Source organism: Staphylococcus sp. GDY8P54P (assembly GCF_017892645.1).
GTDB lineage: Bacteria > Bacillota > Bacilli > Staphylococcales > Staphylococcaceae > Staphylococcus > Staphylococcus ureilyticus.
This window is the reverse complement of sequence record NZ_JAESLN010000008.1, coordinates 1-26,645: the sequence shown is the minus strand read 5'-3', so window position 1 is coordinate 26,645 and position 26,645 is coordinate 1. Positions and strand designations below refer to the sequence as shown.

Genomic DNA, 26,645 nt, shown 5'->3' with positions numbered 1-26,645 from the left:
TCAAAGACAAAAACATTTAAATCACAAATAAGTATTACACTACACATATTATATCATTTTAATATTTTAAACAACGTAAATTCCGAACTTTTATTTATAAAAAAAGACAGAAATAGTTATCAATTACAGGATTGACGACTTATTTCTGTCTTTTAAGCTATTATTTTTAATATTATCAATTCAGTTGTGCTCAACTTTTACTTAATTGAAGGCCCAATACTTAAATTGGCACTCGCTAATGCTTGCTCTAACACATCTAGTACATGAATACTATGCTCTAATTGTCTTGTTGCAAATATAATGTTTTGTTCCCGAATTACTTTTTCAATTTTCACAAATTCTTCGTACATTCGATGCTTGTGTGCGTTCACCTGATAATACTGTGTACCACCAGTGTGATATTTTAATTCGAATGCATTCAACTCATTTGTAGGACCTTTAAGATTGATTGTTGCTTTATCTCCTTGAATATAAGATTGATTATCAGAACTAGAATCTTTAGCCCCAATACAAACTACTTTCATCTCTTCATATTCTAATTGTAAGATACCAGAAGTATCGATATTTTTTTCAATATTTGCAAAGTATGTCACTTTATTAGGTTTACCAAATAAGCCTACTGCTAAATGAACATTGTAAACATTAATATCCATTAATGCACCGCCACCCTTACTCGGATCAAATGCGGGTTGAATAATGTCATTTTTAAAATCATCAAATCTTGAGGAATACTGTGAATAGTTGAACTGAGCAATTTTGCAATTTCCAATTTCTGGTATACTTTGCTTAAGTACATCATAATTACTTAAATACAAATTGGTAATCGCTTCAATAATAATCACCTTTTGTTGCTCTGCTAAATCTTTAAGTATGGTAAGCTCCTCTGTGGTTAATGTAAAAGGTTTTTCACAAATCACATGCTTATTTTTTGCTATAGCTTTACGTGCGTAATCAAAATGAAGATGATTGGGAACAGCCAAATAAACAGTGTCTATCTTTTCATCTTCTATAAACGCTTGAAAATCTTCAAAGACTTGTTTAATATCAAATTGCTTTTGCAATTGAGCTACATTCTCAGGATTACGTCCAGTAGTCACTATGCTTTGTATATGAATTTCTGGTATCTCTGACATCACTGGCAATGCTTCTTTTACAATTTTTCCGGCTCCAACTATACCTATATTCATAAATTTCCCCTTTTTTATCATAAAAATTTATTGTCTATAATGAAATATCTACAATTTTTGAATCATAAAATTAAATCATCTATAACGATATTAATGGCTGTGACATTTACCTATCCAACCTTATAAAACATAATACGTCACAGTTTATTTGTTCATTTCATCATCTTTTCTATCATTATCACGACAATTTTATATGTTTAGCTAACAACTCTTTAATCCTTTTTTTGTGCTATTTCCCAAGAAATAACTGCTCGTATATAAGTCATGTACTGCTACATTGCTTACAGCTAATGTGTCCTTTTAGTATTAACTTAAAATTAAATCAACAAGTTCTTCTGCTGACGTTTTACCGAAATAGTAAGGAATATCCATTTTACTTAAAGCTTCAAACAAATCTGCTTTAACAACTCGAACACCGATAAGTTGCTTTTCAACTTCTCTAATATCACCTTGACCAAAAAAATCACCATAAATACGACATGCCTTGATACGACCATGTTCAACAGCTAGTGTAATATCAATGGTACCTGCCGCTAATTTCGCATCTCTATTATATTCATAGCGCGGGGAACGTCCATAGTTCCATTCCCAATTCTTATATTTATTTGTCACCATTTCATCTATCGCACGCCAGTCCGCTTCACTTAATTCATAACGTTTAACGTCATTGATATCGTCTAAGCCCAATAATTGTTTAATCATTAAGTCTTTAAACTCATGTATTGTAATATTTTGATATTCATTTGCTAAATGTTCGCGAATAGCTCCAACTCTCGATCTAACAGATTTAATTCCTTTAGATTCAATTTTTTTACGATTCGGCTTTAAAACTTTAATCATTGCTTCGTAATCAACATCTAATAAAAGTGAGTAACCTCCATAGATACGTCCATTGATTAAAGTCATAGCAGCGCCAGAAATTTTCTTTCCATTAATCTCTAAATCATTACGTCCACTTTGAATGACTTCGGTAGCACCTAAATTATGTAACGCCTTAATTGCTGGCTCATAAAACTTTTGAAAATCACCATATATCGAATGATCATTCTGTAAAAGACAGCACATATTCACAGCACCACGATCCACATAAACTGCGCCACCTCCTGTTTCACGACGCATCACTTGTATACCGTTTTCATCTACATAATCTTGGTTAATCTCTACTGCTGTGTTTTGAAAACGACCTATTTCCACTTTTGGATCACAATAATAAGGTAATAAAATATCATCATCTAAAAATATATTTTGACTAACATAGACTTGCATTGCAGTATTAACTGCACCATCTGTTATATATTCACCGTTACGAATCGGTTCAATTAAATACATAGTTTTCTCCTACTTTGTTAATTTATTATTTGCTTCTAAAATTAATGTCGAAATATCATCCGTTAAATGTATCGTTCTTTCGCGTATGTTTTGAGGAATTCTATATGCTTTTTTATTTAATGTCATAAATAATGCATCAGGATTTTGCCTTGTCATACGTTGAAAAGGATGCTTCACAAATTGCGGTGTAGTATAGCCAATACCAATTTCTAAATATAAGACTTTGCCTGTCTTATGATTTTCAAGAAACTGATTGTAACGAGATAATTGTGCCTCAAAATCTGCATCTTCTACCATACCGACTTGTGCTTTTCGCTTATTAATTTCCATAGGTGCATCACACTTAGGGCAGTGTGGCACGAGTTCACGCGGTACTTCCATATTTGATTGCGCTTGAATCATTTGACGGATTGCCTCATCGTCTCGGTAGGTTTGGGGATGACAATGTTGACTACACTGCCATAGGATATATTCACCTTGAATATGAAACACTTTGTTCAAATCATATCCTGCTACTGCAAACGCATTATCTGCATTAGTAGTAATAATATGATGCGCTTTGTTTTTTAGTATTTCTTTTAGCGCAACATAAGATGCACCTACTGGTTGATCTAAATAATTCAATGCAACAAATCTACTTTGAAATGCCCAGTATTCTTGCCAACTTTCAAATGTATGCAGACTTGCTTGTAACATATCAAAAAATCCGTATTTTTCTATGAAATCCGGAAAATTTTGAGTAAATCTTTTTCCTATATACGTAAACCCATCTGATGCAGACATACCTGCCCCTATGCCAACAACTATTGCATCCGCTTCATCTATAGCTTGTGCTAATACGTCAGATTGGCAACTTTGATTTGCTGACATGACACGCCATGTTGGTTCAGTCATAACGTTTTAGCTCCTCCTTGTATAATTGTGCATCGGTATCAGTGAACACATTAAAAACTATCTTTATATCATCCAAATGATACTCTTTTTTATAATTTAATACGGTGTTAATGGCTATTTTTGCAGCTTCTGCTTGTGGGAAGCCAAACACACCTGTAGAAATACAGCAAAACGCTATACTTTTTAGTGAATGTTGTTTTGCAATTTCTAAACAACTTCGATATGCGCGCGCCAACAAATCTTTATTCATCTCAGATACTGGCAATTTGCGAACTTGCGGCCCTACTGTATGAATTACATATTGGGCTGGCAAATTATATCCTGATGTTATTTTAGCTTTTCCTATACCTTCTTTTTTCCCTTGTGCTTCCATGATTTCATGACATGCCAAACGTAGCTGTACCCCGGCTTTAGTATGAATGATGTTATCAATACAATTATGATTGGCTTCAAAACAACCTAGTAATTGACTGTTTGCTGCATTCACAATCCCATCTACTTTGAGTTGAGTGATATCTCCTTGCCATAAAAATACATCGCCACCAATCATTGGCGACAATGTATCAATATGCGTAACATGTTGACGATTCATCGCTTGTAAATATGCATCTTGCACGTCTAAATAAGTGTCAGCAATGGGTTGAGGTGCTCTTACATTTGTTAGCTCTCTATACATTTCCCAACGCGTTGCTTCATCTTCTGGCAAATTTAAAGTTGCTTCACCGTGTGCTTCACGCCATAAATATTCAATTAAATAAGCTAAGCGTTCTTGTTGTTGCATATATTATGCCTCTGGTAGAGCGTTAAATGCTGCTTCATCAACATTTTCTAATTTAACTAACCAGTTCTCTTCAGGTTTTTCTGAATTCAAAATTGTTGGTTCATCTTCTGCTTTTGTATTTCGTTCTACAATTGTACCAGCTAATGGAGATTGAACATCTAAGACTGTTTTAGAAGCTTCAATACTTACGATTTCATCATCTACTTTTACTTCATCGTCCCCTATAAATTCCACGTAACCAACGGTACCTATATCGTCTTGTAACTCTGGTGTCATACTATAAACATATTGTGCTCCTACTTTTTCTACCCATAAATAATTCGCTAATTTTTTCATCATAAATACTTCCCTTCATTAATATTTTATAAATATATTTCTGCAAGCAATTCAACAGCTCGACAACGTGCTTCAATACTCGGTATCAAAGGTACCACCATGACTTCATCTGCATTAAAATCTTGAATCATACGATCGATTTGTGGCTTCGCACTTTCTTTTGTGCCTACAATGATACGTGCACGACTTTGAGCGATTTGTCGCTCATCTTTCTCTGTACAATGATAAGATCGTGCTGTTTCAGGAGAGGGCATACGCTCAAACTCAGCAAATTGTTCCTTGCCTAATAACCATATATCTAAACTTTGGGCTAAAGTTTCCGCTTCTTCTGCTGAATCAGCCAATGCAATAAAGACAGTAATCATCACAGATGGCACCATATTTAATGACGATGGTTGAAATGCGTCTCTATACATTTTCACACTATCTTTTGCTTTATCTATTGCTTTCGCATTAGGTAATAGAAAAGTACCTAATGTGTACCCCATACCTTGAGCACCTGCCTTTTTAGCTGATGCTACACTGGTACTGAGCAACCACATACTTGGAATAAATGTCGTACTTGGTTGTGCTACAACGCGATGATGACGTTGCTGCGTCTGTTGCTCTGTTAAATAATGTCTCACATCTTCAATAGACTGCCCGTAGTCTAAAAAATGTGATTTTGTTTCATTCATCGCTGCTTTCACTTGAGCAGTACCTGCATTATTGCCTATACCTAAATCGACACGTTCAGGATGAAGTGCTGCTAACATACGAAAGTTTTCGGCAACTTTATACGGGCTGTAATGAGGTAACATCACCCCACCAGACCCCAGAGCAATGTTCTGTGTTTTATTCAGTATTTGCATCATTAATAATTCAGGACTACTACATGCAAATGCTGGTACATTATGATGTTCTGTTAGCCAAAATCGTTTATAGCCGAGTTTGTCAGCTAATTGTGCTAAATGAACAGTATCTTGTAAAGCTTCTTCGGCAGATTTGCCTTCATCAATCACAGCGTAATCTAACACATTAAATTGAACCACGTGAACTACCACCTCCACCAATCATACATCATACAATATGCTTTGTTAACGATTGCACTTAAAGCGAGTATATTTGAGTATCTTATAACTTTCAGTTAAGATAAATGCAACGCAGTACTACAATACACTTTGCATCATTCAACATACGATACGTCCACTTTAAATTGTCTACACCTTATAGGATAACGGATATAGAGAATTTTTGTTAGATTTTGCTTAAAAATTTTTTTACTTTTCCTAGTTTTGACCCTTTTATATTTAAGTGTTACTTTAAAATTAATAATAACAACGAAGATAGAGGTTATAATTATGAATATGAATTACAATACTTTATTAAAGCCACTCACTTTGCCAAATGGTATTGTCTTAAACAACCGTTTTGTTTTATCTCCAATGACAACTAATTCTTCTACACAGGACGGACATATCACAGAGGCAGATATTAACTATGCACGACGTCGTGCACATTCAGCACCACTTCAAGTTACTGGCGCCGCTTATATTGAACCTTATGGACAATTATTTGAATATGGTTTTAGCATTACTGATGATAGTTGTATTCCTGGCTTAACTACTTTAGCCAAAGCCATGAAACAAGACGGAAACAAAGCAATACTACAACTTACGCATGCTGGCCGTTTTTCAAATCAAGCAATTTTAAACTTTGGTCAGGTGTACGGACCAAGTGCAATGACCTTAAATTCACCAATTAAGCATGAAGTTTTATCTATGACTACAGACAAAATCAAATCCGTAATACAACAATACGCAGATGCAACCTCACGCGCAATTAAAGCTGGATTTGACGGTGTTGAAATTTCAGCTGCACAACGCCTATTAATTCAAACATTTTTCTCAACTTTCTCAAATTTAAGGACTGATGCATACGGAAGTCAAAATTTAGAGAATAGATCACGCTTTGAATTAGAAATATTAAAAGCTGTTCAGAATGTTATTGATCAAGAAGCACCCCCACAATTTATTTTAGGTTACCGTGCCACGCCTGAAGAAACACGAGGTAGTGATGTAGGTTACACTGTTGATGAGTTTAACCGTCACTTAGACTGGGTGCTAGAAACTGCCAATATTCAATATTTAGCGATTGCAAGTTGGGGACGTCAAATCTATCAAAACAAAGTACGTTCTGAAGGAAAATATAACGGAGAATATGTCAATGCAGTCGTTTATCAATATCTTAACGGACGCATTCCGCTCATTGCTAGTGGTGGGATTAATTCTCCGGATAGCGCTTTAGACGCCTTACAAAATGCAGATATGGTGGGCATGTCATCACCATTTGTAACTGAACCAGACTTTGTTACCAAATTAAAAGAACAAAGACCAGAAGACATTGATTTGCATATAACCTTGGAAGATATAGATGAATTGGCAATTCCTTATGCTGCTTTTAAAGATATTGTAAAAATGATGGATTACGGTGAAGGATTAAAGAAAGAAACTCGAGATGAATTGCGTAAACTTGAAACAAATTATGATGCAGTAAATTATAAGGAAGTAGATCATGAAAATGAGACTTAAGACTTCCACGATATAAGAACCATGATTCTTAAAGCATATGTACCGTTTTAAAAAGCAGCCGCGAAAATTAGAGTTCTAATTTTTGCGGCTGCTTTTTATCATCATTTTCACAAAATTTATAGAAAAACACTTAATATAAGCCTTTTAATTCATTACTTGTATCGATAAATATATTTTTAACTTGTTGATAATTACTCAATGCTTCTTTATACGTTTCACGACCAATACCAGATTTTTTATAACCACCAAATGGTGCACCTTCCGGCACTTGGTTATACGTATTTATCCAAATTCTTCCTGTTCTGACTGCTTTAGCAATATTCAGTGCGCGTGTAATATCTTGTGAGAATACGCCACCCGCTAAGCCATAGTCAGAATCATTAGCAATTTTAATCGCTTCTTGATCATCTTTTACTTTGATTACTGTTAAAACAGGACCAAAGATTTCTTCTTGGGCCAACTTATTATTATTATCGCTAACCGCAATAAGTGTTGGTTCTATAAAGTAACCTTTATCTAATCCATTTGCGACAATACGTTTACCTCCAGTTAGTACCTCAGCATTAGATTGTTCAGCATAATCAATATAAGACAATATTTTATTCATCTGCTCATCGCTCGTTTGGCTACCCATTTGCGTGTGCGCATCTAATGGATCTCCAACCTTAATATTTGAAAATGCCTCTTTTAATCTAGAAATTAACGCGTCGTATATACCTTCTTGGACTAATAAACGTGAGCCTGCACTACATACTTCACCTTGATTAAATAATATACCGAGTTGGATACCTTCAACAGCTAAGTCTAAATTTGCATCATCTAGAATAATATTTGCACTTTTACCACCAAGTTCTAAAGTAGCAGGGACAATACGTTTTGCACCTGCATCAGCAACTTGATAGCCGACATCTGTTGAACCTGTAAATGATAATTTATCTACACCTTCATGATTAAAAATAGCATTACCTGATTCTGAACCTTTACCAGTTACGATATTAACCACACCTTGTGGCAATACTTCTTGAAAAATCTTACCTGCTTCTAATAAGCTTAACGGCGTTGAAGATGATGGTTGAATAACAATTGTATTCCCTGCCGCAATGGCTGGTGCAATTTTCCATGCTGCTAAGAGCATCGGGAAATTCCAAGCTACTACAGCACCTACAACGCCAATAGGTTCATGCCGTACGATACTCATAGTATCTTTATCAATATCATTCACTGAACCTTCATGTGTTTCAATAACACTTGCAAAATAGTTAAAATGTCTTGCAGCGTACGGTATATCAATTGTTGAGGTTTCACGAATCGGTTTACCATTATTCAACGTTTCCACTGTTGCAAGCTTATCTTTATTTGCCATCAATTTTTCACTAATTTTTCTTAATAAATCCGCACGCTCCGTTTTAGAAGTTAAACTCCATGATTCGAAGGCGCTTTGAGCTGATGATGCAGCTTTGTCGATATCCGTTTCGTCAGCTTTGGAAATATTTGAGAGTATCTCCCCTGTGGCTGGGTTAACAACTTCTAATGTTTCTCCACTATTACTTTTTACAAATTCACCATCAATTAACAATCCGTAATTCTCATCAACATAATCTTTTATATTTACTGTCATGACAATCTCTCCTTTGCTTTGACGTTATTGATAATAACTTTATTTGAGTCAATAGTTAACCTAACTTCTCAATTTCATTGTAAACGAATATCGCTGTTTTTTAAAAAATTCCAATCATCACCCATTTTGTTGGGCAAAAGCCTTACCTATAGCATCTAATTTTTCTGGTGCATCATGTACATCCATGTGAACTTCTACAAAATGCATGATGTTAGGGTTTTGATTAATTTCGTCTAATGCCGTTGCCAACGTATTACTTGTTGTAACATCATGTATTTGAACGTCTGTTTCCTTCATACCAAACACGAACGGTAACTGCTTGTAGTTCCACATTTTAATATCGTTGTACAGTGCAGTTTCACCGTGAATTTTACGTTCCACTGTATATCCATCGTTATTGATGACAAAAATAACAGGTTTTAATGCCTCACGTATGATTGTTGATAATGCTTGAACAGTTAGTTGAAGTGAACCATCACCAATCAACAGCACGTTTCTACGTTGTTTGTCCGCAATTTGTGTTCCTAAAGTCGCAGGTAAAGTATAACCGATTGATCCCCATAATGGTTGTCCTATAAATGTATTATCTTTAGAGAAAAGTAAATCATAAGCACCAAAGAATGACGTGCCTTGTTCAGCAAGTATAACGTCTTGAGGCTGAATAAATTGCTGCATTAATTTGAAATATGTTGACTGTTTTAATGGTTCATCACTTAATTCAACCGTTTCGTTAGTTACTTGATAACGTGGATAATTCACGTCAGCTGTATAATCAATATTCAACAAACTGTCTAGTAAATCTACGAGTTTTACTTCTTCATCACGTAATTCGTCAACTTTAAAATAATGATGATTCATCATGATTACATTTTCTAAATTAAATCCATAAGAAAATCCAGCAGTAGCAGAATCTGTAAGTTTTGCTCCGATATTTAAAATGACATCACTTTGATCTACATAAGCTTTAATTTGTTCATCTGCAATCTTTCCATCATAAATACCCATATAATATAGATTCTCTTCATTGAAAGCCCCTTTACCTAAGGACAATTGAGCAACTGGTATATGTGTTTGGTTAACAAATTGTTCTAGTTTATCATGCAACGCAAAACTATTGATTTCATGTCCAGCTATAATTAAAGGTTGCTTTGCATTTTTTAATTTGTTTTCTATTATTTCTATATAACTGTCAACATCTTGTTTGGCTGGTGCAGTATATTGGTATGGTGTTTCTACTTCAATATCTACAGCAGCTACATCTATAGGTAAATGTATATGAACGGGACGTTTTTCATTAATTGCTGCATTGATTAATCGAGGAATTTCAGTCTGTGCATTTTCTGGAGTGATATATCCTTGTGCTGTTGTGATATGTTTGTACATTTTACGATAATCATCAAATGTGCTTTCACCTAATGAATGATGTACATATTTACCAGCACGTTCAACTTCACGTGTTGGTGCGCCTGTGATTGCTATGACTGGTACACGTTCTGCATATGCACCTGCAATACCGTTAACCGCACTTAGCTCTCCCACACCAAATGTTGTTACCATTGCACTAATGCCTTTGATTCTTGCATAACCATCTGTTGCGTAACTTGCGTTAAGTTCATTTGTGTTACCAATCCATTCCATATCTTCTCGATTAATAATATCGTCTAAGAATGTAAGATTAAAGTCACCAGGTACACCAAATACTTTATCAACACCAACTGAGCGAATTGCATCCATTAAATATTGTCCTACTCTTTTTTGCATACATCATTTCTCCTTTAATGTGTTTCGTTTTCATTACACATTAAATATAACTTGTTAAATAAATTAGGTCAAGTTTATTGACTTATTTACATAACCAAACAAAGAGGCTTTTTCTAACATCTAGAAAACAAGCCTCTGATATAAACGATTGTATTAAGTAGGTACAATTTTGCTATTCTATTGACATACACATACTTTAAAAATGATTCTTCTCATCTTTCAAATATTTTACTGATTGGAATCCTTCTCTATATGAAGCAAATTCTTCCATAATCGCATACCAATCATTGCCAACTTTTTCTTGAATTTCTTTAAACATATCATTTTGTGCTTTATTTAATTTACGCACTAAGTTGCGGCCTTTTTCTGTTGGATATAACGTTTTAATACGTTTATCTTCTGGTGCCTGTTTTTCTACAATGAATGCTTCATCTCTTAGTTTTTTTAAAGTTGCATGGCTACCTTGCTTAGAAATTTCTAACTTTTTCAATAAATCTTTAATCGAGATGCCAGGGACTTTTTCAATAAAAAATAAAAATCTATGGTGTTGACGATTCAAACCATAATCTTTAATGATTTCATCCGCTGTCGTAATAAATGTTTTATATGCGAAGTAAAATAGCAAATTTTCATAGTCATTATTTTTTATTTCCATAAGTCACTGTCCTTTTAAAATTTTTGGGGAACCTTTAACTCAAAGCTTTAATAAAACGTTGAACACCATCTTTGGCAGTTTGAGGCGCACAAGCTACATTCATTCTTAAAAAGCCTCTGCCTTCTTCACCATACTTTGTACCAGGTTCAAGCGCAACTTTGCCTTGTTCTAGTAACTTTCTCATCATTTCTTCTTCAGTTAAACCCGTTTCTCTATAGTCAATCCATAACAAATAGGTTGCTTGAGGCTTTTTAATTTTTATTTGTGGGATGGCTTTAGTAATTTCTGAAATAGCATAATCCATATTTGAAGACACAATATCTATGAGTTCATCAAGCCAATCTTCCCCGTGAGTATAGGCAGATTCTAGTGCAGCTGCACCAAATGGACTAATACGGTTAACGCCTAAACCATGTGCCGCAAAATTTGACTCTAATGCTTGTCTAATATCTTTATTGGGTGAAATAATCAAAGCAGCATGAATACCTGCTAGATTAAATGTTTTTGTAGGTGCAGTGCACGTAATGATTTTTTGTGCTTCTTTTTCAGATGCTAATTTATCAAGCGGGATATGTTGATAATCAGTAAATACCAAATCAGCATGAATTTCATCTGATAGTATTAACACATCATATTTCACACATAATTCAATCACTTTTTCCAAAGTGTCTTTAGACCAAACAATGCCGCCTGGATTATGTGGGTTACATAAGATAAACATTTTTACGCCTTGCTTTAACTTTTCTTCAAAGTCTTCAAAGTCGATTGAGTAATTTCTCTCATCTTCTATCAAAGCACACGTTATTAATTGTCGATTCATACCTGAAGGCAAATTGGAAAAAGGTGGATAAACCGGAGGCGTGATTAAAACACTATCTTTTGGAGTCGTAAATGTTTCAATAATTGATGCTATCGCAGGAACTACACCTGAATGCGCAAGAATCCAATCTTTCTCAATATGCCAATCATGACGTTTATGAAACCAAGATTGAATCGCTTTTTTGCAGTCTTCATCTAAATAAGAATAGCCAAACACACCGTGATCGACACATTTCTGTAACGCTTCAATCACTGGTTGTGGCGCTTTAAAATCCATATCCGCAATCCACATTGGCAGTACATCTGAAGCATCATCAATATGATACACATCCTCCATCGTATCCCATTTAACTGATCGCGTCTGCTTTCTATTAACAACTTCATTAAAATGATAAATCATTACAACCACTCCTTTACCTTAAAACACATTATTGTTGATTCTTTTTCTCAAAAAAACAATATAACCCAAAATGACATACACAACAGCTAATAACGCAAATATAATTTCACATATCAACATGAATTGTAATAAATTTTGTAATACGCTCGGAAAACGCACATGAATCATAAAATTAAAATAAGCAGTCGCTGTTGTTACCCACGGAAATGTTAAAGCAGCAAATGAAAATTTAAAATTTATAGCCATTAACTTAGGAATAAACATTAATGAGACCATAAAAAGTAGTTGGGATATTATAAAACCACTTACCATTATAATGATGTCATTCGATTTTGCACTGATTAAAAACCCATTAAGACAAAGTGCTGCAGGAGCCGCTATAATGATTGACATTGGAAATTGATTTTCATTATATAAGCGCCAAGTTTTTTTGATTAAAATAATCGCTATTAGTATTATAAAACAAAAGGTTGCTATATATACCGTGAATTCACCTAGGACTGGATTAAATTCTTTTGCAGTTTCAGCTATTACACCTATCCCTACAAATGTTACAAACCAACTCGTATTCGGCAAAACAGTACCTTTGTTATGTAATATTAGATGATAGTAAATAAAACCTGCAATAATGATAAATTGGATGATAATCGTTAACCACCATAACCATAATAGTAAACCAATATTGACATTCAAGTGATGCTTTATGATGTAAATGATTGTCATTAAAGCCATTGGAAACGTTGGGAAGGTAGCGCAGATATGACGATCACTCAATTCATTATATACTGTATGAGGATACAATATACACTTTTTAATAAATAACACTAAAATGATGCAACTCAATATAAAAAATAACACTGCTAAACCATACCAAGACATATTAAACAGTAAATTACTAAGCGAAGCGATACCTAATGCTAATCCACAAATAGCCGTTGGTAATACTTTAATCAATTTATAAAACATAATTTTAATCCTTTTACAATATTTAGTTATATCATTACTATACTATGCTTAAACTATTTATGTGTAAAATAAGATTATTATTTCGTTACCTTTTTATCATCTTGCCTAATCTTCTGTGCCTTTATTTTTGTATTAATTCAATATATGCACATATTTGAATGTGACATTCATATCGATATATTAATCTTCAATAATATCTAATCCTTTGTCCCTCAACTGCTTTAAACCCTTGAGCATTTGGTTAATATCGTCATCCGAATGTCTTTCCCATACGCTTAATTCCGCGACAATTTTTAGTAGTTCAGTAGAGCGATAAGAAAGCGTTGGATTGCCAGGTAATTTTTTATCTGTGACGTTCGGATCGTCTTCAAATTCTCCCAATGGTTCAACAACATAAATATGCTCTTCTGCCCTATCCTTAGATAAAGCAACTGCAAGTTCAGCTCCCCATTTTGCGGCTTCTAATGTACCTGTGAAATATATATGGTTCATAATTCGATCTTGATAATTCGATTTATATAATGGATGCAGTAAATCACCTATCTCTAATTTAGCTTTTGTACCATGTAAATATAAGTTTTGTCCAAATTGAGCTGTTTCACTGTTCATCGCTTAAGTCCCCCTCATAATCAGTAAGCTGTTCAATTATTATATGCAATATCTATTGGAAAATATAGACTATAATATCTGACACTCGCATCGTATAATTAAAGCAAAGGAGGTTTTATATTTATATTATTTTTTTAACAATTGTTGATTATAAAAATAATGTACGACATAGCGCTTGCTTAAACGAAACTTCTGTTACATCTAAATTAAAAACGGAGCTAATCAACTTCAAAAAGTTTTGCAGCACCGTTTTATATATGATAATTATATTAATTTAATCAGCATTAAACCCACTATTTAAATGGACTAACTCATCAGCTTTATCTGTAAACACGCCGTCTACGCCCCAATTGGACAATTGATTTGCCCTCACTTTACTATTCACCGTCCATACATTTAATTCGTAACCAGCATTTTTAATTGAACGCACGCGTGCTTGAGACAGTTTTGCATCTTCAATATTGACAATCGTTGATTCACAATAGTCTAAAAGTGTTCTCCAATCACCTGTAAATGCTGCTGCTTTAAAAAGAACTGCTCGCTTATATTGTGGCATTAGCTGCTGTGCTAATTTCAATAAAACAATATTAAAACTAGATAATAAAATATCTAAATTTGAATTTAATGTGTTTAATTTTTCAGCAACTTGTTTAATCATACTTTCTGATAACACACTACCATCTTTACCTGTTACACCTTTTAATTCAATATTTAAATTCATTTTATATTTATTAGCTAATGCAACCACCTCATCAAAAGTCGGCAGTTTTTCCTCTGCATATTTAGCATTAAACCAATTGCCAGCAGATGCTTGTTTGATTTCATCATAATTCAATTGTGTAATTTCGCCAATCATATCTGTTGTTCTATCTAAAAAATCATCATGAATAATGACGAGTTGTTCATCTTTTGTTATTGCAACATCAAGCTCAATCCATTTTAATCCAGGCACATGCGCAGCTGCTTCAAATGCTGCCATTGTATTTTCAGGTGCTTTACTTGATAATCCTCTATGAGCATAAACTGTAAACATATCATCTTCCCCTTCAATGTGATTTTAGTGTAATTATGATATGTCATGAACCATAATTCAAATTATCTAAGCTATTATCAGAAAAAACATTTTATAGTCGAAAATCAAACAAAAAAGTCGCCTTCTGTATCCTTAATAGGAGTTCAAAGGCGACCAATAGGTGTCATATATTATGATTTTGAATTTACATATGAAGTTGGATCAACAGAATATCCGTTCCCCACGCCACCTGACATACGTTGGAAATGTAAATGAGGTGCAGTAGAATTTCCTGTACTTCCTGATAAACCAATTTGTTGTCCTTCTTTAACTTCTTGGCCAGATTTAACATTTAAAGAATTCATATGCATATACCATTGATAGTTATCACTGTTTTTCTCTTGGATTGTAACTTGGTTACCACCACCATAGTTACTCCAACCACTTTGAATTACTGTACCATCTGCTAATGAATAAACTGGTGTGTTTTCATCCATTGCGTAGTCAACGCCATAGTGTGCACCACCGCCATGGTAACTACCATAAGGTTGTAATTGACGATTTTTAGTTAACCAATTTGATGAATGTGTACTATTATTACTACTATTTGATGCTACTTCTGATTGTGTAGCTTTTTGTTGTGGTGCAGCTTGTTGTTGTGGTGTTGAATCATTACTTGATGTAGTGTTTTGTTGCACATTATTCGTACCATTATTTTGTGTGTAACTTGTTTCATAATTGTTATTTGTTGATGCGTTATTTTGTGTATGATTTACATTATTAGAATTACTTTGTGCTGTTTGTCCAGATTCAGTGCCATGGTTCGTTGTTGCACTATTATCAACATCATCGTTTTCTGATGTTTGGTTGATGTCATAACCTTCTGATTGTACTTCTTCATGACTTTGGTCATCAGTGTAGTTATTATCATCTGAGACATTTACATTATCTACGTTTGAAGCGTTGTTTGAAGTGTTATTAGCACTTTGATTATTCATTGGGAAATAATAGTAATGATAATTCCCCTCATCGTCTATTAAATAGAAATAATATTGTTGTTGATCAAACATAGATTGATCCCAATTTCCATCTAATGTGTGATGATAGTTCCCATTATCATCTTGATCAATATATCCATAATTAAAAATATCACTATAAGACTGATTGCTTGTGTACTGTGTATTAGATTGATTATTTTCTGAAGCGTGTGCTTCACCTTGTGCGATACCAATTGCACCTAAAGATAATGTAGCAATTGTTGCTGTAACCATTTTTTTCATAATTAATAAGTCCTCCCAAAATTTTTACATACATAATAGTATCAGAGAAACTGTATAAAAAGAATAGCAGAAACTGTTTTTTAATTTGTTAGTAATTTATTTGTGATGTAACGTAAATTTTTTGAAAATTCCTAATATGTATTACGATTGCACCTTCAAAATTTCAAAAAAATAGCGTGTTATGGTATTTCATTTTCTAAAAAGCTTTCCTTATTCTATTACATAGTTAATAATCGAATAAATACATTTTTAAGTACATTTATATAAAAGGCTAATAATTATCTAATTAACATTAGCTTGATACAAAAAACCGAGACATCATTATCTATGTCTCGGATGGTTTAATACTATTTTTTGTCTACTGTATTACTTTCTTATTAATGCTAATATACCGGCTACTAATATTAATATACCTGATAAAATACCAAAAAAGCTTATAAAAATTATATTTAAAATACCACCTATGATTAATAATATTCCTATTAAGACTCTTTTTTTGTTTATAATACAACTAAGAACCAGTGTTATTATACAAGTTATTATAACCGCTACGCCTAATCCAGTTATACTGCCACTATCTGTTGCTCCAAATTCTTTGCCAATACCGTCGACCATTATAGCGAATAAGCCACCTATAATACCAAATATACTTCCTAATATTCCTAAAATCATTTCTGCTACTCTATTTGTTTGTTTTTTTCCAATATACTCATTCATATAAATTACTCCTTTTCTTTTTACTACGCTGCTTCATCTTCAGCAGTTTCATCTTCTTCGCTTTGTTTCATATCTTCTTCATACTCTTTATCTATTTCATCCATTTCTTCTTCATATTCTTTATCTATCTCATCCATTTCCTTTTCGTATGCTTCATCTTGCTTTTTCATTTCTTCTTCAAATGCTTGATCTTCTTCTTCCATCTTTTTATTGTATAATTCATCAACACGTGCTTCTAATTGATCATATTCTATCTCTAATACCTCATGATCAACATGGTCCATTTTTTCACCATCCGTGAGTTCATTATATTCATCAACTAATGTGTTATACATTTCTGCTGGATATGTTATTTCATCGCTTTCATCATCTTCTTTTTCGGTATCAGTTTTTTCAGCATCCGCTGTTTCACTTGTACTTTCATTATCATTACTTGCTGATACAGAATTACTAGTTTGTTGATTACTCGCTTCTTTAATATCTTCTTTCTTTATGTTCCATTTTGCTTTAATATTTTCAAAATTTGGCGTAGCATCCATTTCTAAAGTATATGTATCATTTTCAGGAACGTCATAAGTAATCATACCTGATCCAGTATTTCCTTTGTTCAATTGATGTGAAAACCCTGAGTCTCCTTCACTCTCCCCGTACCATTCTTGATAATTTTCACCGTTCACTTTCATGCTAAAATCAGTCGAATCAACTAATACTTGATCTTCATTATTATTTTTAAATTTCAAATATACTTTTATAACTCTGCCATTTTCAGGTTCACTATATTCATCATAATTATTTACATATTCTACTTTTGCTAATTTCACATCTACACCATCAGCGTCCACTACTTGTCCAATTTTAAAATTCTTCATAGTATTCGTAGCTTTTGACTTATTATCTTCTTTTCTGTCAGATTTTGTTTCCTTACCTTCCGTATTACAACCAGCTAAGATACATATGATTAAAACAGCCAAAAACAATAGTTTTTTCATTTTACCACTTCCTCATTTTACATTTACAGTTAATTTGAATTTTGTTCAACTTTAAAATTATTTTAAACCATACTACATAATCTTATAACATATTTAGTTAAAATCAATCATTTTTTTGAAATTTATGTTAATTTAAAATTTTATTAATGTGCTATCTTAGGAAAACCTATTTTTGTTACAAAAATGACTGTAGAAATAATTATCTTAGAAACGAAATTTCATAAATAATTAGTCCTACAGTCATATTAAAATTTTTCTTTTTATATGATTTATTCAAATCTCTGTTCAAATTGTTACAAAGCTGTAAGTGTTCTATTAAGTGATATGTCATAAAAATGTACTTTATGTTTTTAACAAAAAATTCAAGTATAAATAATATATTTTTTATATTATTAATTACATGCTACCATAAAAATATCAACTAATAAGCGGGGCATGACATTGAATAATTTAAAAAAACATTATGTGACAAAAGGTTCGAAAGACTATTTAAAAATCATTATTGCACTTTTCATTTCCGGTTTTACTATCTTTTCTATCTTATATAGTGTTCAACCTTTGATTCCACATTTCACAAAGTCATTTAATATTAGTGAAACTGTTTCAAGTTTAGCTTTATCAGCAGCAACCATTACCTTAGCGATTGCTATGCTATTTTTCGGGGCACTATCCGAAGTGTTAGGCCGTAAACCTATAATGATTTTTTCTGTTCTTTCTGTATCCTTACTCTCCTTAATACAACCATTTTTAACAGATTTCAATACTTTTTTAATTGTGCGATTAATCCAAGGCATATGTCTAGCTGGTTTACCATCAATCGCAATGGCTTATATTGGTGAAGAAATTTCATCACAAAATTTACCTGAGGCGATGGGCATTTATATTAGTGGAAATGCTTTTGGCGGTGCCTTTGGAAGAATATTCACCGGTTTTATTTCAAGTATATATGGATATCAAACTGGCCTAATTTCTATAGGTATAATCAGTCTTATTGCAGCCATTTTATTTACATTTTTATTACCGTCATCTAAACATTTTGAAAAACAGCGTTTTTCTGTAAAAACATTATTAATGAGTTATTATAAGCATCTAACAAATATCAGATTGCTCAAACCATTTATGATTGGCTTTCTGCTACTTGGGTGTAACATCGCAGCATTTAACTATATTGGTTTCGTGTTATCAGAAAAACCATATAATTTACATGATAGCATCATTAGTTTTATTTACTTATTATTTTTAATAGGTATGATTTCCTCAATACTAAACGCAAAATTACGTATGAAATTAGGTACTTTAAATGCCTTGAAATTCAGTGTTTTATTGTTAATTTTCGGTATTAACATCACTTTATTGCCACCGCTAACATTCAAAATTATTGGCTTAGCCTTTAGTGTTTATGCTTTTTTTAGTGGGCATGCAATTGCAAGTGCAGTCGTTACCAGTCGTGCAGAAGACCATAAAGCACAGGCCTCTAGCCTATACTTATTATTTTATTATATGGGTTCTTCTGTAGGTGGTACTTTAGCCGGTGTGTTTTATAACTATATTCAATGGCCTGGCGTAGTTTTAATGATTACTAGTTTTATGGTCATAGCATTCGTTATTGCTCTTACCATTAAGCAAAAATAGGCTTGAAAATCTAAAATATTAAGATTTCCAAGCCTATTTATATAGTCAAATTTTTACTATTGTATTGTTGTTTCCATATTCGCTTCAAATTCATCTAGTAGTTCACGTGCTTCATCAGTCGTATTTGTACTCATCAGTTGATGTCTTAACTCACTTGCACCTCTGATGCCACGCACATATATTTTAAAGAATCTGCGCAACGGTTTAAATAAGCGTGTTTCTTCTTGTGAATATTTGTCGAACAAATCAAGATGAAGTCTCAACAAGTCTAAAAGTTCTGCACTCGTATGTTCTCTTGGTTCTTTTTCAAAAGCATAAGGATTATGGAAAATCCCACGTCCAATCATGATACCATCGATACCATACTTTTCTGCCAGTTCAAGCCCAGTTTTTCTATCTGGAATATCACCATTTATCGTCAATAATGTATTTGGTGCAATTTCATCACGTAGTTTTTTAATTTCACCGATTAATTCCCAATGGGCGTCTACTTTACTCATCTCTCTACGTGTACGCAGGTGAATTGATAAATTCGCAATATCTTGTTGAAAAACATGTTTCAACCACTTTCTCCATTCATCAATTTCAGAATAACCCAAACGTGTTTTAACACTTACAGGTAACCCTCCTGCTTTAGATGCTTGAATAATTTCAGCTGCAGTTTCAGGACGTAATATTAGTCCTGAACCCTTACCTTTTGTTGCAACATTCGCAACTGGACAACCCATATTCAAATCAATGCCTTTAAATCCCATCTCTGCCATGCCAATACTCATTTCACGAAAATGTTCAGGTTTATCACCCCAAATATGTGCAACGATGGGTTGTTCATCTTCTGTAAAAGTTAAACGGCCACGTACGCTATGTACGCCTTCAGGATGGCAAAAACTTTCCGTATTTGTAAACTCAGTGAAAAAGACATCAGGTCTTCCCGCTTCGCTGACTACATGACGAAAGACTACATCTGTTACATCTTCCATAGGCGCCAAAACAAAAAATGGACGCGGTAATTCACGCCAAAAATTTTCTTTCATATATATTTTAACCTTCTTATCTATTATTATCTCGAATTTTTATCCATGACGATATTACCACAAAAATTGGACTTATACAAAAAGATTATAAACTTCCAAAAGCAACTCGAAAACAGCTTATCTAAAAACTTATTACCTAAATAATCGAATAGTTACGCATTCGAAATACATCTATTGTCACCTTAAATATTTTCGAAAGCAGTTCAAGTTATACATGCAGAAGGCGATCTATCTCATGATTTTTCTTCACTTTTTAACAAAATTATCAAAGTTATAAGAAAATATTCATTTAATACCTAGTCCGGTAACTATACATACTACTAAATAACCCTACACATAAAATAGCAGCAGCAAAAATCAAGGCTGCATTGAAGTTCCCTGCGCTTCCAATTAATAATCCTGACAATGCAGGTGCAATCATTTGCCCCAAACTGTATATAACAGTCAATATCGCAACTAAGTTCAGCTTACTATTATTTTGATACATTAAAGCTTGTGCTTTGGACATAAATAATGTAGTAAGCCCTAAAAACGTTGAACCAAATAATAATGAACTTAGAATCAAACTCAACATACTTTCTGATAGTATTGGCAAAGTAACACTTATTATTTGTAAAATAAAAGCTAAATAGGTCGCCTTACCATGGCCTAACATATCAGCCAACATAGACCAAAGAATGGTCGATGGTATCGCGCCTAACCCAACAAACATCCAACTTAATGCTGCATAGTCTGATAACGAGGGTATCGATTTAACAATGGCAACCAAAAATGTGCCCGTAATAATATATCCAGCACCTTCGCAAAAATATGCAATGGAAAATCCCCAAATAAATTTTTTCTTCAACTTACTTGATACATTAGATTGACTTTCGTTTGTTTTATGGCTTTCGTGATCAGTACGATCATTTTCACGCATACCAAATATAATAAAAATAGCCATGATTAATGAAAAAACACCGAGCAAAACCCAAGTCGTTTTCCATGTATTCACTGAAGTAAATAAAAAAATAAAGATACTACTTGAAAAAATACCTAAACCTACACCACTATAAAGCAGACCTGATATACGTTCTTTTCGAACCATTTTTAATGCTTCTAACGCAACATTTGATGCTAATACAAAAACAGTACCACTAGACACACCAGAAACAAATCTAAAAATAGCCCATAAGATATAACTATCAAAAATACCCATGAATAGTGTTGAAATAATATTAATCATTAAATATATTTTAAGATCGACTACCTTATTAAATACAATAATCCAAATTGGAATTATTGCGCCAATAAGATACCCTAAATAATTATATGTAGCCAACATACCAGCACTCGGATTGTCCATACTGGTATTAAGCTGCATAAAAGGCATGATGGGCGTATATGCAAAACGTCCAATTGCCATAACAATAAACAAACACAACATACCTAAAACAAGTTGCTTATACGCTTCTTTCATACTTTACACACCTTTCAACAAATTAATTACATTATACACTTTTCATGATATTTACAAATACTTTTTCATTAGGAATCAATAATATTATCTTCAACCCCTTTTAATTTTGAAATAGTAAGTATAGAATAGGCATTATTATTATTTTGAATTTTCAGATTTTTATTAGGGGGATTGTTATGCAACAACAAAATATACTTTGGAAAGATTGGAGATTACATGGCATTGTCCTAATCATTATGATCATTTCTGAAGTGATTGGCGCACATAAAATTCCATTAGGTATAACTTCAATCCTATTGTTACCAGTAGTTTACGCAGTATTACTTGGTTTGGGAGTATATTTCACACCTATTATAGGTAAAAGACAAGCTAAGCACTCTGAACCAATGGTCTTTATTTCTGTAGCATTACTCATAGCAAAATTCGGGGTAGAGGCTGGACCTGCCCTTCCTAAAATTATTGCAGCTGGGCCCGCTTTAATACTTCAAGAAGCCGGAAATTTAGCTACTATTATTATTTCATTACCGCTAGCTATACTTTTAGGTTTACGTAGAGAATCTATAGGCATGACACATTCAATAGGTAGAGAACCAAATTTAGCACTTATTACTGAAAAATATGGTATTCCCTCTCCTGAATGGCGAGGAGTCATGTCCATGTATATATTTGGAACGATATTTGGGGCAATATTTTTTAGCATTTTCTCCGGCATACTAATCTCTATTTTACCTTTTAGCCCATTAGCATTTGCAATGGCAACAGGTGTAGGAAGTGGTGTGATGACTGCTGCTGCACTAGGTCCCTTAGTTGAAATGTATCCTGACCAATCTAGTACAATTACAGCATTCTCTGGTGTGAGTAATTTACTTACATCTGTCACAGGGCTTTATGTGGGTATATTAATTGCTTTGCCATTAACTCGAAAATATTACAGCTTTATTATGCATATTAAATCAAAATTCACAAAAGATAAGGAGCAATGAGTATGAATTCAAAAGTTACAAACTGGATACTCACATTATGTGTGGTAGGCATTATTTCACTTTTTAGTAATTGGATTGGTTACAGTGTTATGCCAATAGAAGCTTTACCGGGCATTCTTACATTAATGGGCATTGCATTAAGCGGTTTAATCTTACGTGATATTGTTCCTTTAAATATACCTAGTATTGCTTATATTGGGATAATCGGACTCATCATTACAATACCAGGCATCCCTGGATCATCACACATTGTTGAATGGACTGAAAAAGTAGATCTGTTGTCATTAGCTACACCAGTGGTTGCATATGCAGGTGTTTCTATAGGAAATTCGTGGGCCGATTTTGCTAAGTTAGGTTGGAAAACAATTGTCGTAGGAACTGTAATATTGCTCAGTACATACGTAGGTTCTGCCCTTGTAGCAGAAATTGTTTTAAGCATTCAAGGTTTAGCATAATCTACACATAATTATCCCCGTACAAACAATTCAATCTATCGTTTGTACGGGGACAATTAAAGTCAGAAAATACTTTAAATATAATAAATGAATACTATAAAGTTCAATAAAAAAAGTACAATAGCTGGAATCGCTTTTTTAACTGGATCCTTGCCTAAGAAAATCAATGAAATTGCACCAACAAACATCGTTGCACCTAGTAATATACTTGATAATAAAGCAATTACATTATACAACACACCTATCAACATCCCCAGACCACCTACAAATTCAAAAATTCCTGTAATTTGATTAAAAATAGGTGGGTAACCAAGACGCGCAAAATCTTGTTTCATTGCACCAGATAGAATTTTTGATCCTGTCATGATAAAAAATATCCCCAAAATTATTTGCAATATAATGATAATAATACTCATTTTAACGACCCCTTTTCATTTTTATCTTAGTCATACGCTAGCAAACCAGAAATCATATAAGGCGTAATGCGTTTAATATAATTTTCAGGTAACATCTCACTATCCTTTTGGTACCATGTTTCAGCTGCTTTATAGATACTTGCACTTATCATGTTTGCAGCCAATTGTCGTGTACTATCTTCTTCAAAGTCAATATCATTCAACAATTTATACAATACATTTGCAATATGTTCTTGAACAATATGGTCTATTGTCTCAGGATAACTCCTATGACATCTTCTATTTAAAGACAATTGAAACTCTGCCACTACTTTAAAAATGTCGACAATTGTATTTTCACTCATTGGTTTATATTCAAAATATTCATAATTTAAATTAATTAATAGTTCCTCAGCAAGCGCTTTTTCTAACAAATCATAGATATCACTGAAATGATAATAAAACGTAGCTCTATTGATAAGTGCCTCTTGTGTAATATCTTTTACAGTTATACTTTTAAAATCTTTAACACCAGACAATTTGATAAAAGCTTGCATGATAGATTTTCTCGTTTTAATGACGCGCAAGTCTGATTTTGATTGTACCATTCGACTCCCTCATTTTCTCCCAACATTTAATTCTGGATGTTGAATATTCAACATTTTCTACAATTTGTTGGTACTTATTATTCATATTACTACTTATCATAAGAGTATATCAATTTAATTAAACTACGGAGGTACAATTATGGAAAAAAATATGGTATGTGATATGTATTCGGGTGTTTGCAAACCGAGTGAAGAAAATGAAGTAGAAAACATAAACTTGAACAACCAAAGTCCTAATTTAACTTTATATTATATAACTGATCCTATGTGTTCACATTGTTGGGCTTTCGAACCAATTTTAAATAAACTGTTAGTTCAGTACGGTCATTTGTTTAATTTTCAAATGATTATGGGTGGTCTTTTAGAAGCTTGGGGGGATGGTCCTATTGATCCTGCTAATGGCATTTATAAACCAGCTGATGTGACACCACATTGGCAAGAAGTAGGTCAATATTCACGCATGCCTATCGATGGTACAGTTATGGAATTAGATCCTGTGCAATCTTCATACCCAGCATCTCGATTGTATAAAGCGATTCAGCAATTAGATTCCCCGACTTCTGCTATTGAATTTATTAGATTAGTGAGGGAAGCTGTTTTCGTCTTTAACCAAAATATTTCTGATAACAAAATACTTAAATCAATTGTACAAACTTTATATAAAAACAATAAAACAATAAATATTGAAACTATTTTTGATTTAGCAAATAGTACGCAAGGCCAGCAACTACTTTCAAACGATTTTAACTTAGTACGAGAATTAGGTGTCAGAGGTTTCCCTACAGTTGTCATAGTAAATCATGATAACCAAGGTACCAAAATTGTAGGTGCTAGAGATTTAAATGTTTATATAGATACACTTAAAAAACTTAACAATAATGGAAAAACCGTTTCAAAACCATTGCCAGATTTAGAATTATATTTAAAAAAACAACATCGTTTATTTTCTAAAGAAATTGAAATTATGTATGATATTGCGCAAGGCGAAGTACCAAATTTCGTTGAACAAAATTTGAGTCCTTCAATTTACACAGCCAAAAATATCCTTGGTGAAAATTATTATGAATTTATTTTATCGTAATATATGACAATCTAACTGACATTGTGAGCGAAATGCCTTACGTTCATCAAACACTATATGTACTTGCTCAATGCAGGTGAAATTCAATAAATTTATCAAATATGTTTATATAAAGTGTCACTTTATTGCATTTATATTCTTACTCATGTCGTTTTATATTTTTTCAAATATTCATTGTAATTAAAAGTTTCTATACTATTAGTTACAATGATATTTTTATTTAGCTGCGCTTCTAAATACCTACTCACTTCACAAACTGCATTTATTTTTATTGATTCTATGTCATTCATTTCTATTACTACAAAGTCTATTTCTTTAACACTATGATTCGTTTGAGAAAGTATCCTATAGATGTGTTGTAACAATCCTTCATTATATTTGGTTTTAGAAATTGCTACTACTTTTGAATTGATTGGTTCTTGATTTCTATTACGCAAGTAAAATAGTGTGTTACCTCTGCTATATTGAACGATGATATACATACAGAAACCCCATTTTAATTTTTTATATCTATAATTAGTATATACACATTACGCACAATTAATAAACTATTCATAATAAATCAAACTCAATTTATAATCAGTTTTATTTAAACAATAATTAGATAGTAAAAAAACCTGAGACTGCACATGTCTCAGGTTTCTTGATTTAATACTATTTTTATAATTTATTAATTATTTATCTTCTTCATTTTTTCTACGACGTTTGAAAACTAGTAATAACGCACCCAAACCTGCAAATAATGAACCAAATAAAGTACCTTTATTAATTTCATCTTTTCCTGTTTCAGGTAATTCAGATCTATTATCATTAATTTTTCTAGAGTTATCGGAACGATCATTTACTATTTTTGAAGTTTGATTTTGTTCTAACTCTGAAATATGATCGCGTTTAGATGGTTGGCTTATATCTGAACTTTCTCCTGATTTCGGTTCTTGAGTATTTGAGTTTCCTTCTGTACTTGGATTTTCTCCCGTACCTGGGTTTTCTCCCGTACCTGGTTCTTCACCTGTAACTGGTTCTTCTCCTGTACCTGGTTCTTCTCCCGTACCTGGTTCTTCTCCAGTACCTGGTT

General features: G+C 32.9%; 27 protein-coding genes. 5 read left to right on the top strand and 22 right to left on the bottom strand.

Translation table 11 applies throughout. From position 1 onward, the window contains the following. Positions 1 to 197: 197 nt before the first annotated feature. From KA883_RS02430 to KA883_RS02405, 6 genes are all read right to left on the bottom strand, one after another. Positions 198 to 1,187, bottom strand: a complete 990-nt coding sequence (locus KA883_RS02430) for a Gfo/Idh/MocA family protein (protein WP_046206600.1) — start codon at positions 1,185 to 1,187, stop codon at positions 198 to 200. Between the two features lie 306 nt (positions 1,188 to 1,493). Beyond that, positions 1,494 to 2,516 carry a lipoate--protein ligase gene (gene lplA, locus KA883_RS02425; RefSeq protein WP_046206599.1) on the bottom strand — a complete coding sequence of 341 codons (1,023 nt, stop codon included), beginning with the start codon at positions 2,514 to 2,516 and terminating at the stop codon, positions 1,494 to 1,496. Positions 2,517 to 2,525: 9 nt separating this feature from the next. Beyond that, positions 2,526 to 3,410 carry an SIR2 family NAD-dependent protein deacylase gene (locus KA883_RS02420; protein ID WP_046206598.1) on the bottom strand — a complete coding sequence of 295 codons (885 nt, stop codon included), beginning with the start codon at positions 3,408 to 3,410 and terminating at the stop codon, positions 2,526 to 2,528. After that, positions 3,403 to 4,191 (bottom strand): protein-ADP-ribose hydrolase, encoded by a 789-nt coding sequence (locus tag KA883_RS02415; protein ID WP_210139844.1) that lies wholly within the window; start codon positions 4,189 to 4,191, stop codon positions 3,403 to 3,405. Before KA883_RS02415 ends, KA883_RS02420 begins: the two co-directional genes overlap by 8 nt. Before the next feature lie 3 nt (positions 4,192 to 4,194). After that, positions 4,195 to 4,527 (bottom strand): glycine cleavage system H family protein, encoded by a 333-nt coding sequence (locus KA883_RS02410; protein WP_046206596.1) that lies wholly within the window; start codon positions 4,525 to 4,527, stop codon positions 4,195 to 4,197. 26 nt (positions 4,528 to 4,553) lie between these two features. Then, a complete protein-coding gene (locus tag KA883_RS02405) occupies positions 4,554 to 5,558 on the bottom strand; it encodes an LLM class flavin-dependent oxidoreductase (RefSeq protein WP_046206595.1) in 1,005 nt (334 codons plus the stop codon). Between the two features lie 309 nt (positions 5,559 to 5,867). On the opposite strand from KA883_RS02405, the gene KA883_RS02400 reads away from it, so the two are divergent. Beyond that, positions 5,868 to 7,097 (top strand): NADH-dependent flavin oxidoreductase, encoded by a 1,230-nt coding sequence (locus KA883_RS02400; RefSeq protein ID WP_046206594.1) that lies wholly within the window; start codon positions 5,868 to 5,870, stop codon positions 7,095 to 7,097. Between the two features lie 130 nt (positions 7,098 to 7,227). Here KA883_RS02400 and KA883_RS02395 read toward each other — a convergent pair whose 3' ends face one another. The 10 genes from KA883_RS02395 to KA883_RS02350 all read right to left on the bottom strand — a co-directional run bounded on the left by KA883_RS02395 (position 7,228) and on the right by KA883_RS02350 (position 17,923). Further along, complete coding sequence (locus tag KA883_RS02395; RefSeq protein WP_210139843.1) at positions 7,228 to 8,715, bottom strand: aldehyde dehydrogenase family protein; 1,488 nt, start codon at positions 8,713 to 8,715, stop codon at positions 7,228 to 7,230. A gap of 117 nt (positions 8,716 to 8,832) precedes the next feature. Further along, the gene (locus KA883_RS02390; protein WP_210139842.1) at positions 8,833 to 10,476 is read right to left on the bottom strand and encodes an alpha-keto acid decarboxylase family protein; all 1,644 of its coding nucleotides are present in this window, start codon (positions 10,474 to 10,476) and stop codon (positions 8,833 to 8,835) included. Between the two features lie 196 nt (positions 10,477 to 10,672). Next, the gene (locus tag KA883_RS02385) at positions 10,673 to 11,131 is read right to left on the bottom strand and encodes a MarR family winged helix-turn-helix transcriptional regulator (RefSeq protein ID WP_046206591.1); all 459 of its coding nucleotides are present in this window, start codon (positions 11,129 to 11,131) and stop codon (positions 10,673 to 10,675) included. Between the two features lie 34 nt (positions 11,132 to 11,165). Next, the gene (locus tag KA883_RS02380) at positions 11,166 to 12,350 is read right to left on the bottom strand and encodes a MalY/PatB family protein (protein WP_046206590.1); all 1,185 of its coding nucleotides are present in this window, start codon (positions 12,348 to 12,350) and stop codon (positions 11,166 to 11,168) included. An 18-nt stretch (positions 12,351 to 12,368) separates the two neighbouring features. After that, positions 12,369 to 13,316, bottom strand: a complete 948-nt coding sequence (locus KA883_RS02375) for an SLAC1 family transporter (protein WP_046206589.1) — start codon at positions 13,314 to 13,316, stop codon at positions 12,369 to 12,371. Between the two features lie 180 nt (positions 13,317 to 13,496). Beyond that, positions 13,497 to 13,925 carry an NAD(+)--rifampin ADP-ribosyltransferase gene (gene arr / locus KA883_RS02370; protein ID WP_046206588.1) on the bottom strand — a complete coding sequence of 143 codons (429 nt, stop codon included), beginning with the start codon at positions 13,923 to 13,925 and terminating at the stop codon, positions 13,497 to 13,499. 274 nt (positions 13,926 to 14,199) lie between these two features. After that, positions 14,200 to 14,958, bottom strand: coding sequence for a glycerophosphoryl diester phosphodiesterase (locus tag KA883_RS02365; protein WP_046206587.1), 759 nt, complete (start codon positions 14,956 to 14,958; stop codon positions 14,200 to 14,202). A 170-nt stretch (positions 14,959 to 15,128) separates the two neighbouring features. Next, positions 15,129 to 16,217 carry a M23 family metallopeptidase gene (locus KA883_RS02360; RefSeq protein WP_046206586.1) on the bottom strand — a complete coding sequence of 363 codons (1,089 nt, stop codon included), beginning with the start codon at positions 16,215 to 16,217 and terminating at the stop codon, positions 15,129 to 15,131. Between the two features lie 366 nt (positions 16,218 to 16,583). Next, positions 16,584 to 16,934 carry a DUF4064 domain-containing protein gene (locus KA883_RS02355; RefSeq protein ID WP_046206585.1) on the bottom strand — a complete coding sequence of 117 codons (351 nt, stop codon included), beginning with the start codon at positions 16,932 to 16,934 and terminating at the stop codon, positions 16,584 to 16,586. Between the two features lie 23 nt (positions 16,935 to 16,957). Beyond that, positions 16,958 to 17,923: a DUF4352 domain-containing protein gene (locus KA883_RS02350; protein ID WP_052722077.1), complete on the bottom strand. Its 966-nt coding sequence runs from the start codon at positions 17,921 to 17,923 to the stop codon at positions 16,958 to 16,960. A gap of 441 nt (positions 17,924 to 18,364) precedes the next feature. Between KA883_RS02350 and KA883_RS02345 the strand changes: the two genes are divergently transcribed. Continuing rightward, the gene (locus KA883_RS02345) at positions 18,365 to 19,555 is read left to right on the top strand and encodes an MFS transporter (protein WP_046206584.1); all 1,191 of its coding nucleotides are present in this window, start codon (positions 18,365 to 18,367) and stop codon (positions 19,553 to 19,555) included. Between the two features lie 56 nt (positions 19,556 to 19,611). Here the strand turns inward: KA883_RS02345 and KA883_RS02340 are convergent, their stop codons facing one another. Further along, positions 19,612 to 20,589, bottom strand: a complete 978-nt coding sequence (locus KA883_RS02340) for a tRNA dihydrouridine synthase (RefSeq protein WP_046206583.1) — start codon at positions 20,587 to 20,589, stop codon at positions 19,612 to 19,614. Between the two features lie 289 nt (positions 20,590 to 20,878). After that, positions 20,879 to 22,048, bottom strand: coding sequence for a YbfB/YjiJ family MFS transporter (locus tag KA883_RS02335; RefSeq protein WP_046206582.1), 1,170 nt, complete (start codon positions 22,046 to 22,048; stop codon positions 20,879 to 20,881). A 176-nt stretch (positions 22,049 to 22,224) separates the two neighbouring features. Here KA883_RS02335 and KA883_RS02330 point away from each other — a divergent pair, with 176 nt between their 5' ends. Continuing rightward, complete coding sequence (locus KA883_RS02330) at positions 22,225 to 23,031, top strand: DUF3100 domain-containing protein (RefSeq protein WP_046206581.1); 807 nt, start codon at positions 22,225 to 22,227, stop codon at positions 23,029 to 23,031. Between the two features lie 2 nt (positions 23,032 to 23,033). Further along, positions 23,034 to 23,486 carry a hypothetical protein gene (locus KA883_RS02325; RefSeq protein ID WP_046206580.1) on the top strand — a complete coding sequence of 151 codons (453 nt, stop codon included), beginning with the start codon at positions 23,034 to 23,036 and terminating at the stop codon, positions 23,484 to 23,486. A 74-nt stretch (positions 23,487 to 23,560) separates the two neighbouring features. On the opposite strand, the gene KA883_RS02320 is transcribed toward KA883_RS02325, so the two are convergent. After that, entirely contained in the window at positions 23,561 to 23,902 is a 342-nt protein-coding gene (locus tag KA883_RS02320; RefSeq protein WP_046206579.1) for a DoxX family protein, read from the bottom strand. Positions 23,903 to 23,928: 26 nt separating this feature from the next. Beyond that, positions 23,929 to 24,489: a TetR family transcriptional regulator gene (locus KA883_RS02315; RefSeq protein WP_046206578.1), complete on the bottom strand. Its 561-nt coding sequence runs from the start codon at positions 24,487 to 24,489 to the stop codon at positions 23,929 to 23,931. A gap of 139 nt (positions 24,490 to 24,628) precedes the next feature. Between KA883_RS02315 and KA883_RS02310 the strand changes: the two genes are divergently transcribed. Next, entirely contained in the window at positions 24,629 to 25,570 is a 942-nt protein-coding gene (locus tag KA883_RS02310) for a DsbA family protein (RefSeq protein WP_046206577.1), read from the top strand. 143 nt (positions 25,571 to 25,713) lie between these two features. Here KA883_RS02310 and KA883_RS02305 read toward each other — a convergent pair whose 3' ends face one another. Continuing rightward, positions 25,714 to 26,052 carry a hypothetical protein gene (locus KA883_RS02305; RefSeq protein WP_046206576.1) on the bottom strand — a complete coding sequence of 113 codons (339 nt, stop codon included), beginning with the start codon at positions 26,050 to 26,052 and terminating at the stop codon, positions 25,714 to 25,716. Positions 26,053 to 26,244: 192 nt separating this feature from the next. Next, positions 26,245 to 26,645 (bottom strand): LPXTG cell wall anchor domain-containing protein (locus tag KA883_RS02300; protein ID WP_210139841.1); only part of this gene is annotated, 401 nt, incomplete at its 5' end.

Coding starts and splice junctions, on each gene's coding strand:
- KA883_RS02430 (WP_046206600.1), bottom strand. CDS start 1,187: ATGAATATAGGTATAGTTGGAGCCGGAAAAATTGTAAAAGAAGCATTG.
- lplA (WP_046206599.1), bottom strand. CDS start 2,516: ATGTATTTAATTGAACCGATTCGTAACGGTGAATATATAACAGATGGT.
- KA883_RS02420 (WP_046206598.1), bottom strand. CDS start 3,410: ATGACTGAACCAACATGGCGTGTCATGTCAGCAAATCAAAGTTGCCAA.
- KA883_RS02415 (WP_210139844.1), bottom strand. CDS start 4,191: ATGCAACAACAAGAACGCTTAGCTTATTTAATTGAATATTTATGGCGT.
- KA883_RS02410 (WP_046206596.1), bottom strand. CDS start 4,527: ATGAAAAAATTAGCGAATTATTTATGGGTAGAAAAAGTAGGAGCACAA.
- KA883_RS02400 (WP_046206594.1), top strand. CDS start 5,868: ATGAATATGAATTACAATACTTTATTAAAGCCACTCACTTTGCCAAAT.
- KA883_RS02395 (WP_210139843.1), bottom strand. CDS start 8,715: ATGACAGTAAATATAAAAGATTATGTTGATGAGAATTACGGATTGTTA.
- KA883_RS02390 (WP_210139842.1), bottom strand. CDS start 10,476: ATGCAAAAAAGAGTAGGACAATATTTAATGGATGCAATTCGCTCAGTT.
- KA883_RS02385 (WP_046206591.1), bottom strand. CDS start 11,131: ATGGAAATAAAAAATAATGACTATGAAAATTTGCTATTTTACTTCGCA.
- KA883_RS02380 (WP_046206590.1), bottom strand. CDS start 12,350: ATGATTTATCATTTTAATGAAGTTGTTAATAGAAAGCAGACGCGATCA.
- KA883_RS02375 (WP_046206589.1), bottom strand. CDS start 13,316: ATGTTTTATAAATTGATTAAAGTATTACCAACGGCTATTTGTGGATTA.
- arr (WP_046206588.1), bottom strand. CDS start 13,925: ATGAACAGTGAAACAGCTCAATTTGGACAAAACTTATATTTACATGGT.
- KA883_RS02365 (WP_046206587.1), bottom strand. CDS start 14,958: ATGTTTACAGTTTATGCTCATAGAGGATTATCAAGTAAAGCACCTGAA.
- KA883_RS02360 (WP_046206586.1), bottom strand. CDS start 16,217: ATGAAAAAAATGGTTACAGCAACAATTGCTACATTATCTTTAGGTGCA.
- KA883_RS02355 (WP_046206585.1), bottom strand. CDS start 16,934: ATGAATGAGTATATTGGAAAAAAACAAACAAATAGAGTAGCAGAAATG.
- KA883_RS02350 (WP_052722077.1), bottom strand. CDS start 17,923: ATGAAAAAACTATTGTTTTTGGCTGTTTTAATCATATGTATCTTAGCT.
- KA883_RS02340 (WP_046206583.1), bottom strand. CDS start 20,589: ATGAAAGAAAATTTTTGGCGTGAATTACCGCGTCCATTTTTTGTTTTG.
- KA883_RS02335 (WP_046206582.1), bottom strand. CDS start 22,048: ATGAAAGAAGCGTATAAGCAACTTGTTTTAGGTATGTTGTGTTTGTTT.
- KA883_RS02330 (WP_046206581.1), top strand. CDS start 22,225: ATGCAACAACAAAATATACTTTGGAAAGATTGGAGATTACATGGCATT.
- KA883_RS02325 (WP_046206580.1), top strand. CDS start 23,034: ATGAATTCAAAAGTTACAAACTGGATACTCACATTATGTGTGGTAGGC.
- KA883_RS02320 (WP_046206579.1), bottom strand. CDS start 23,902: ATGAGTATTATTATCATTATATTGCAAATAATTTTGGGGATATTTTTT.
- KA883_RS02315 (WP_046206578.1), bottom strand. CDS start 24,489: ATGGTACAATCAAAATCAGACTTGCGCGTCATTAAAACGAGAAAATCT.
- KA883_RS02310 (WP_046206577.1), top strand. CDS start 24,629: ATGGAAAAAAATATGGTATGTGATATGTATTCGGGTGTTTGCAAACCG.
- KA883_RS02305 (WP_046206576.1), bottom strand. CDS start 26,052: ATGTATATCATCGTTCAATATAGCAGAGGTAACACACTATTTTACTTG.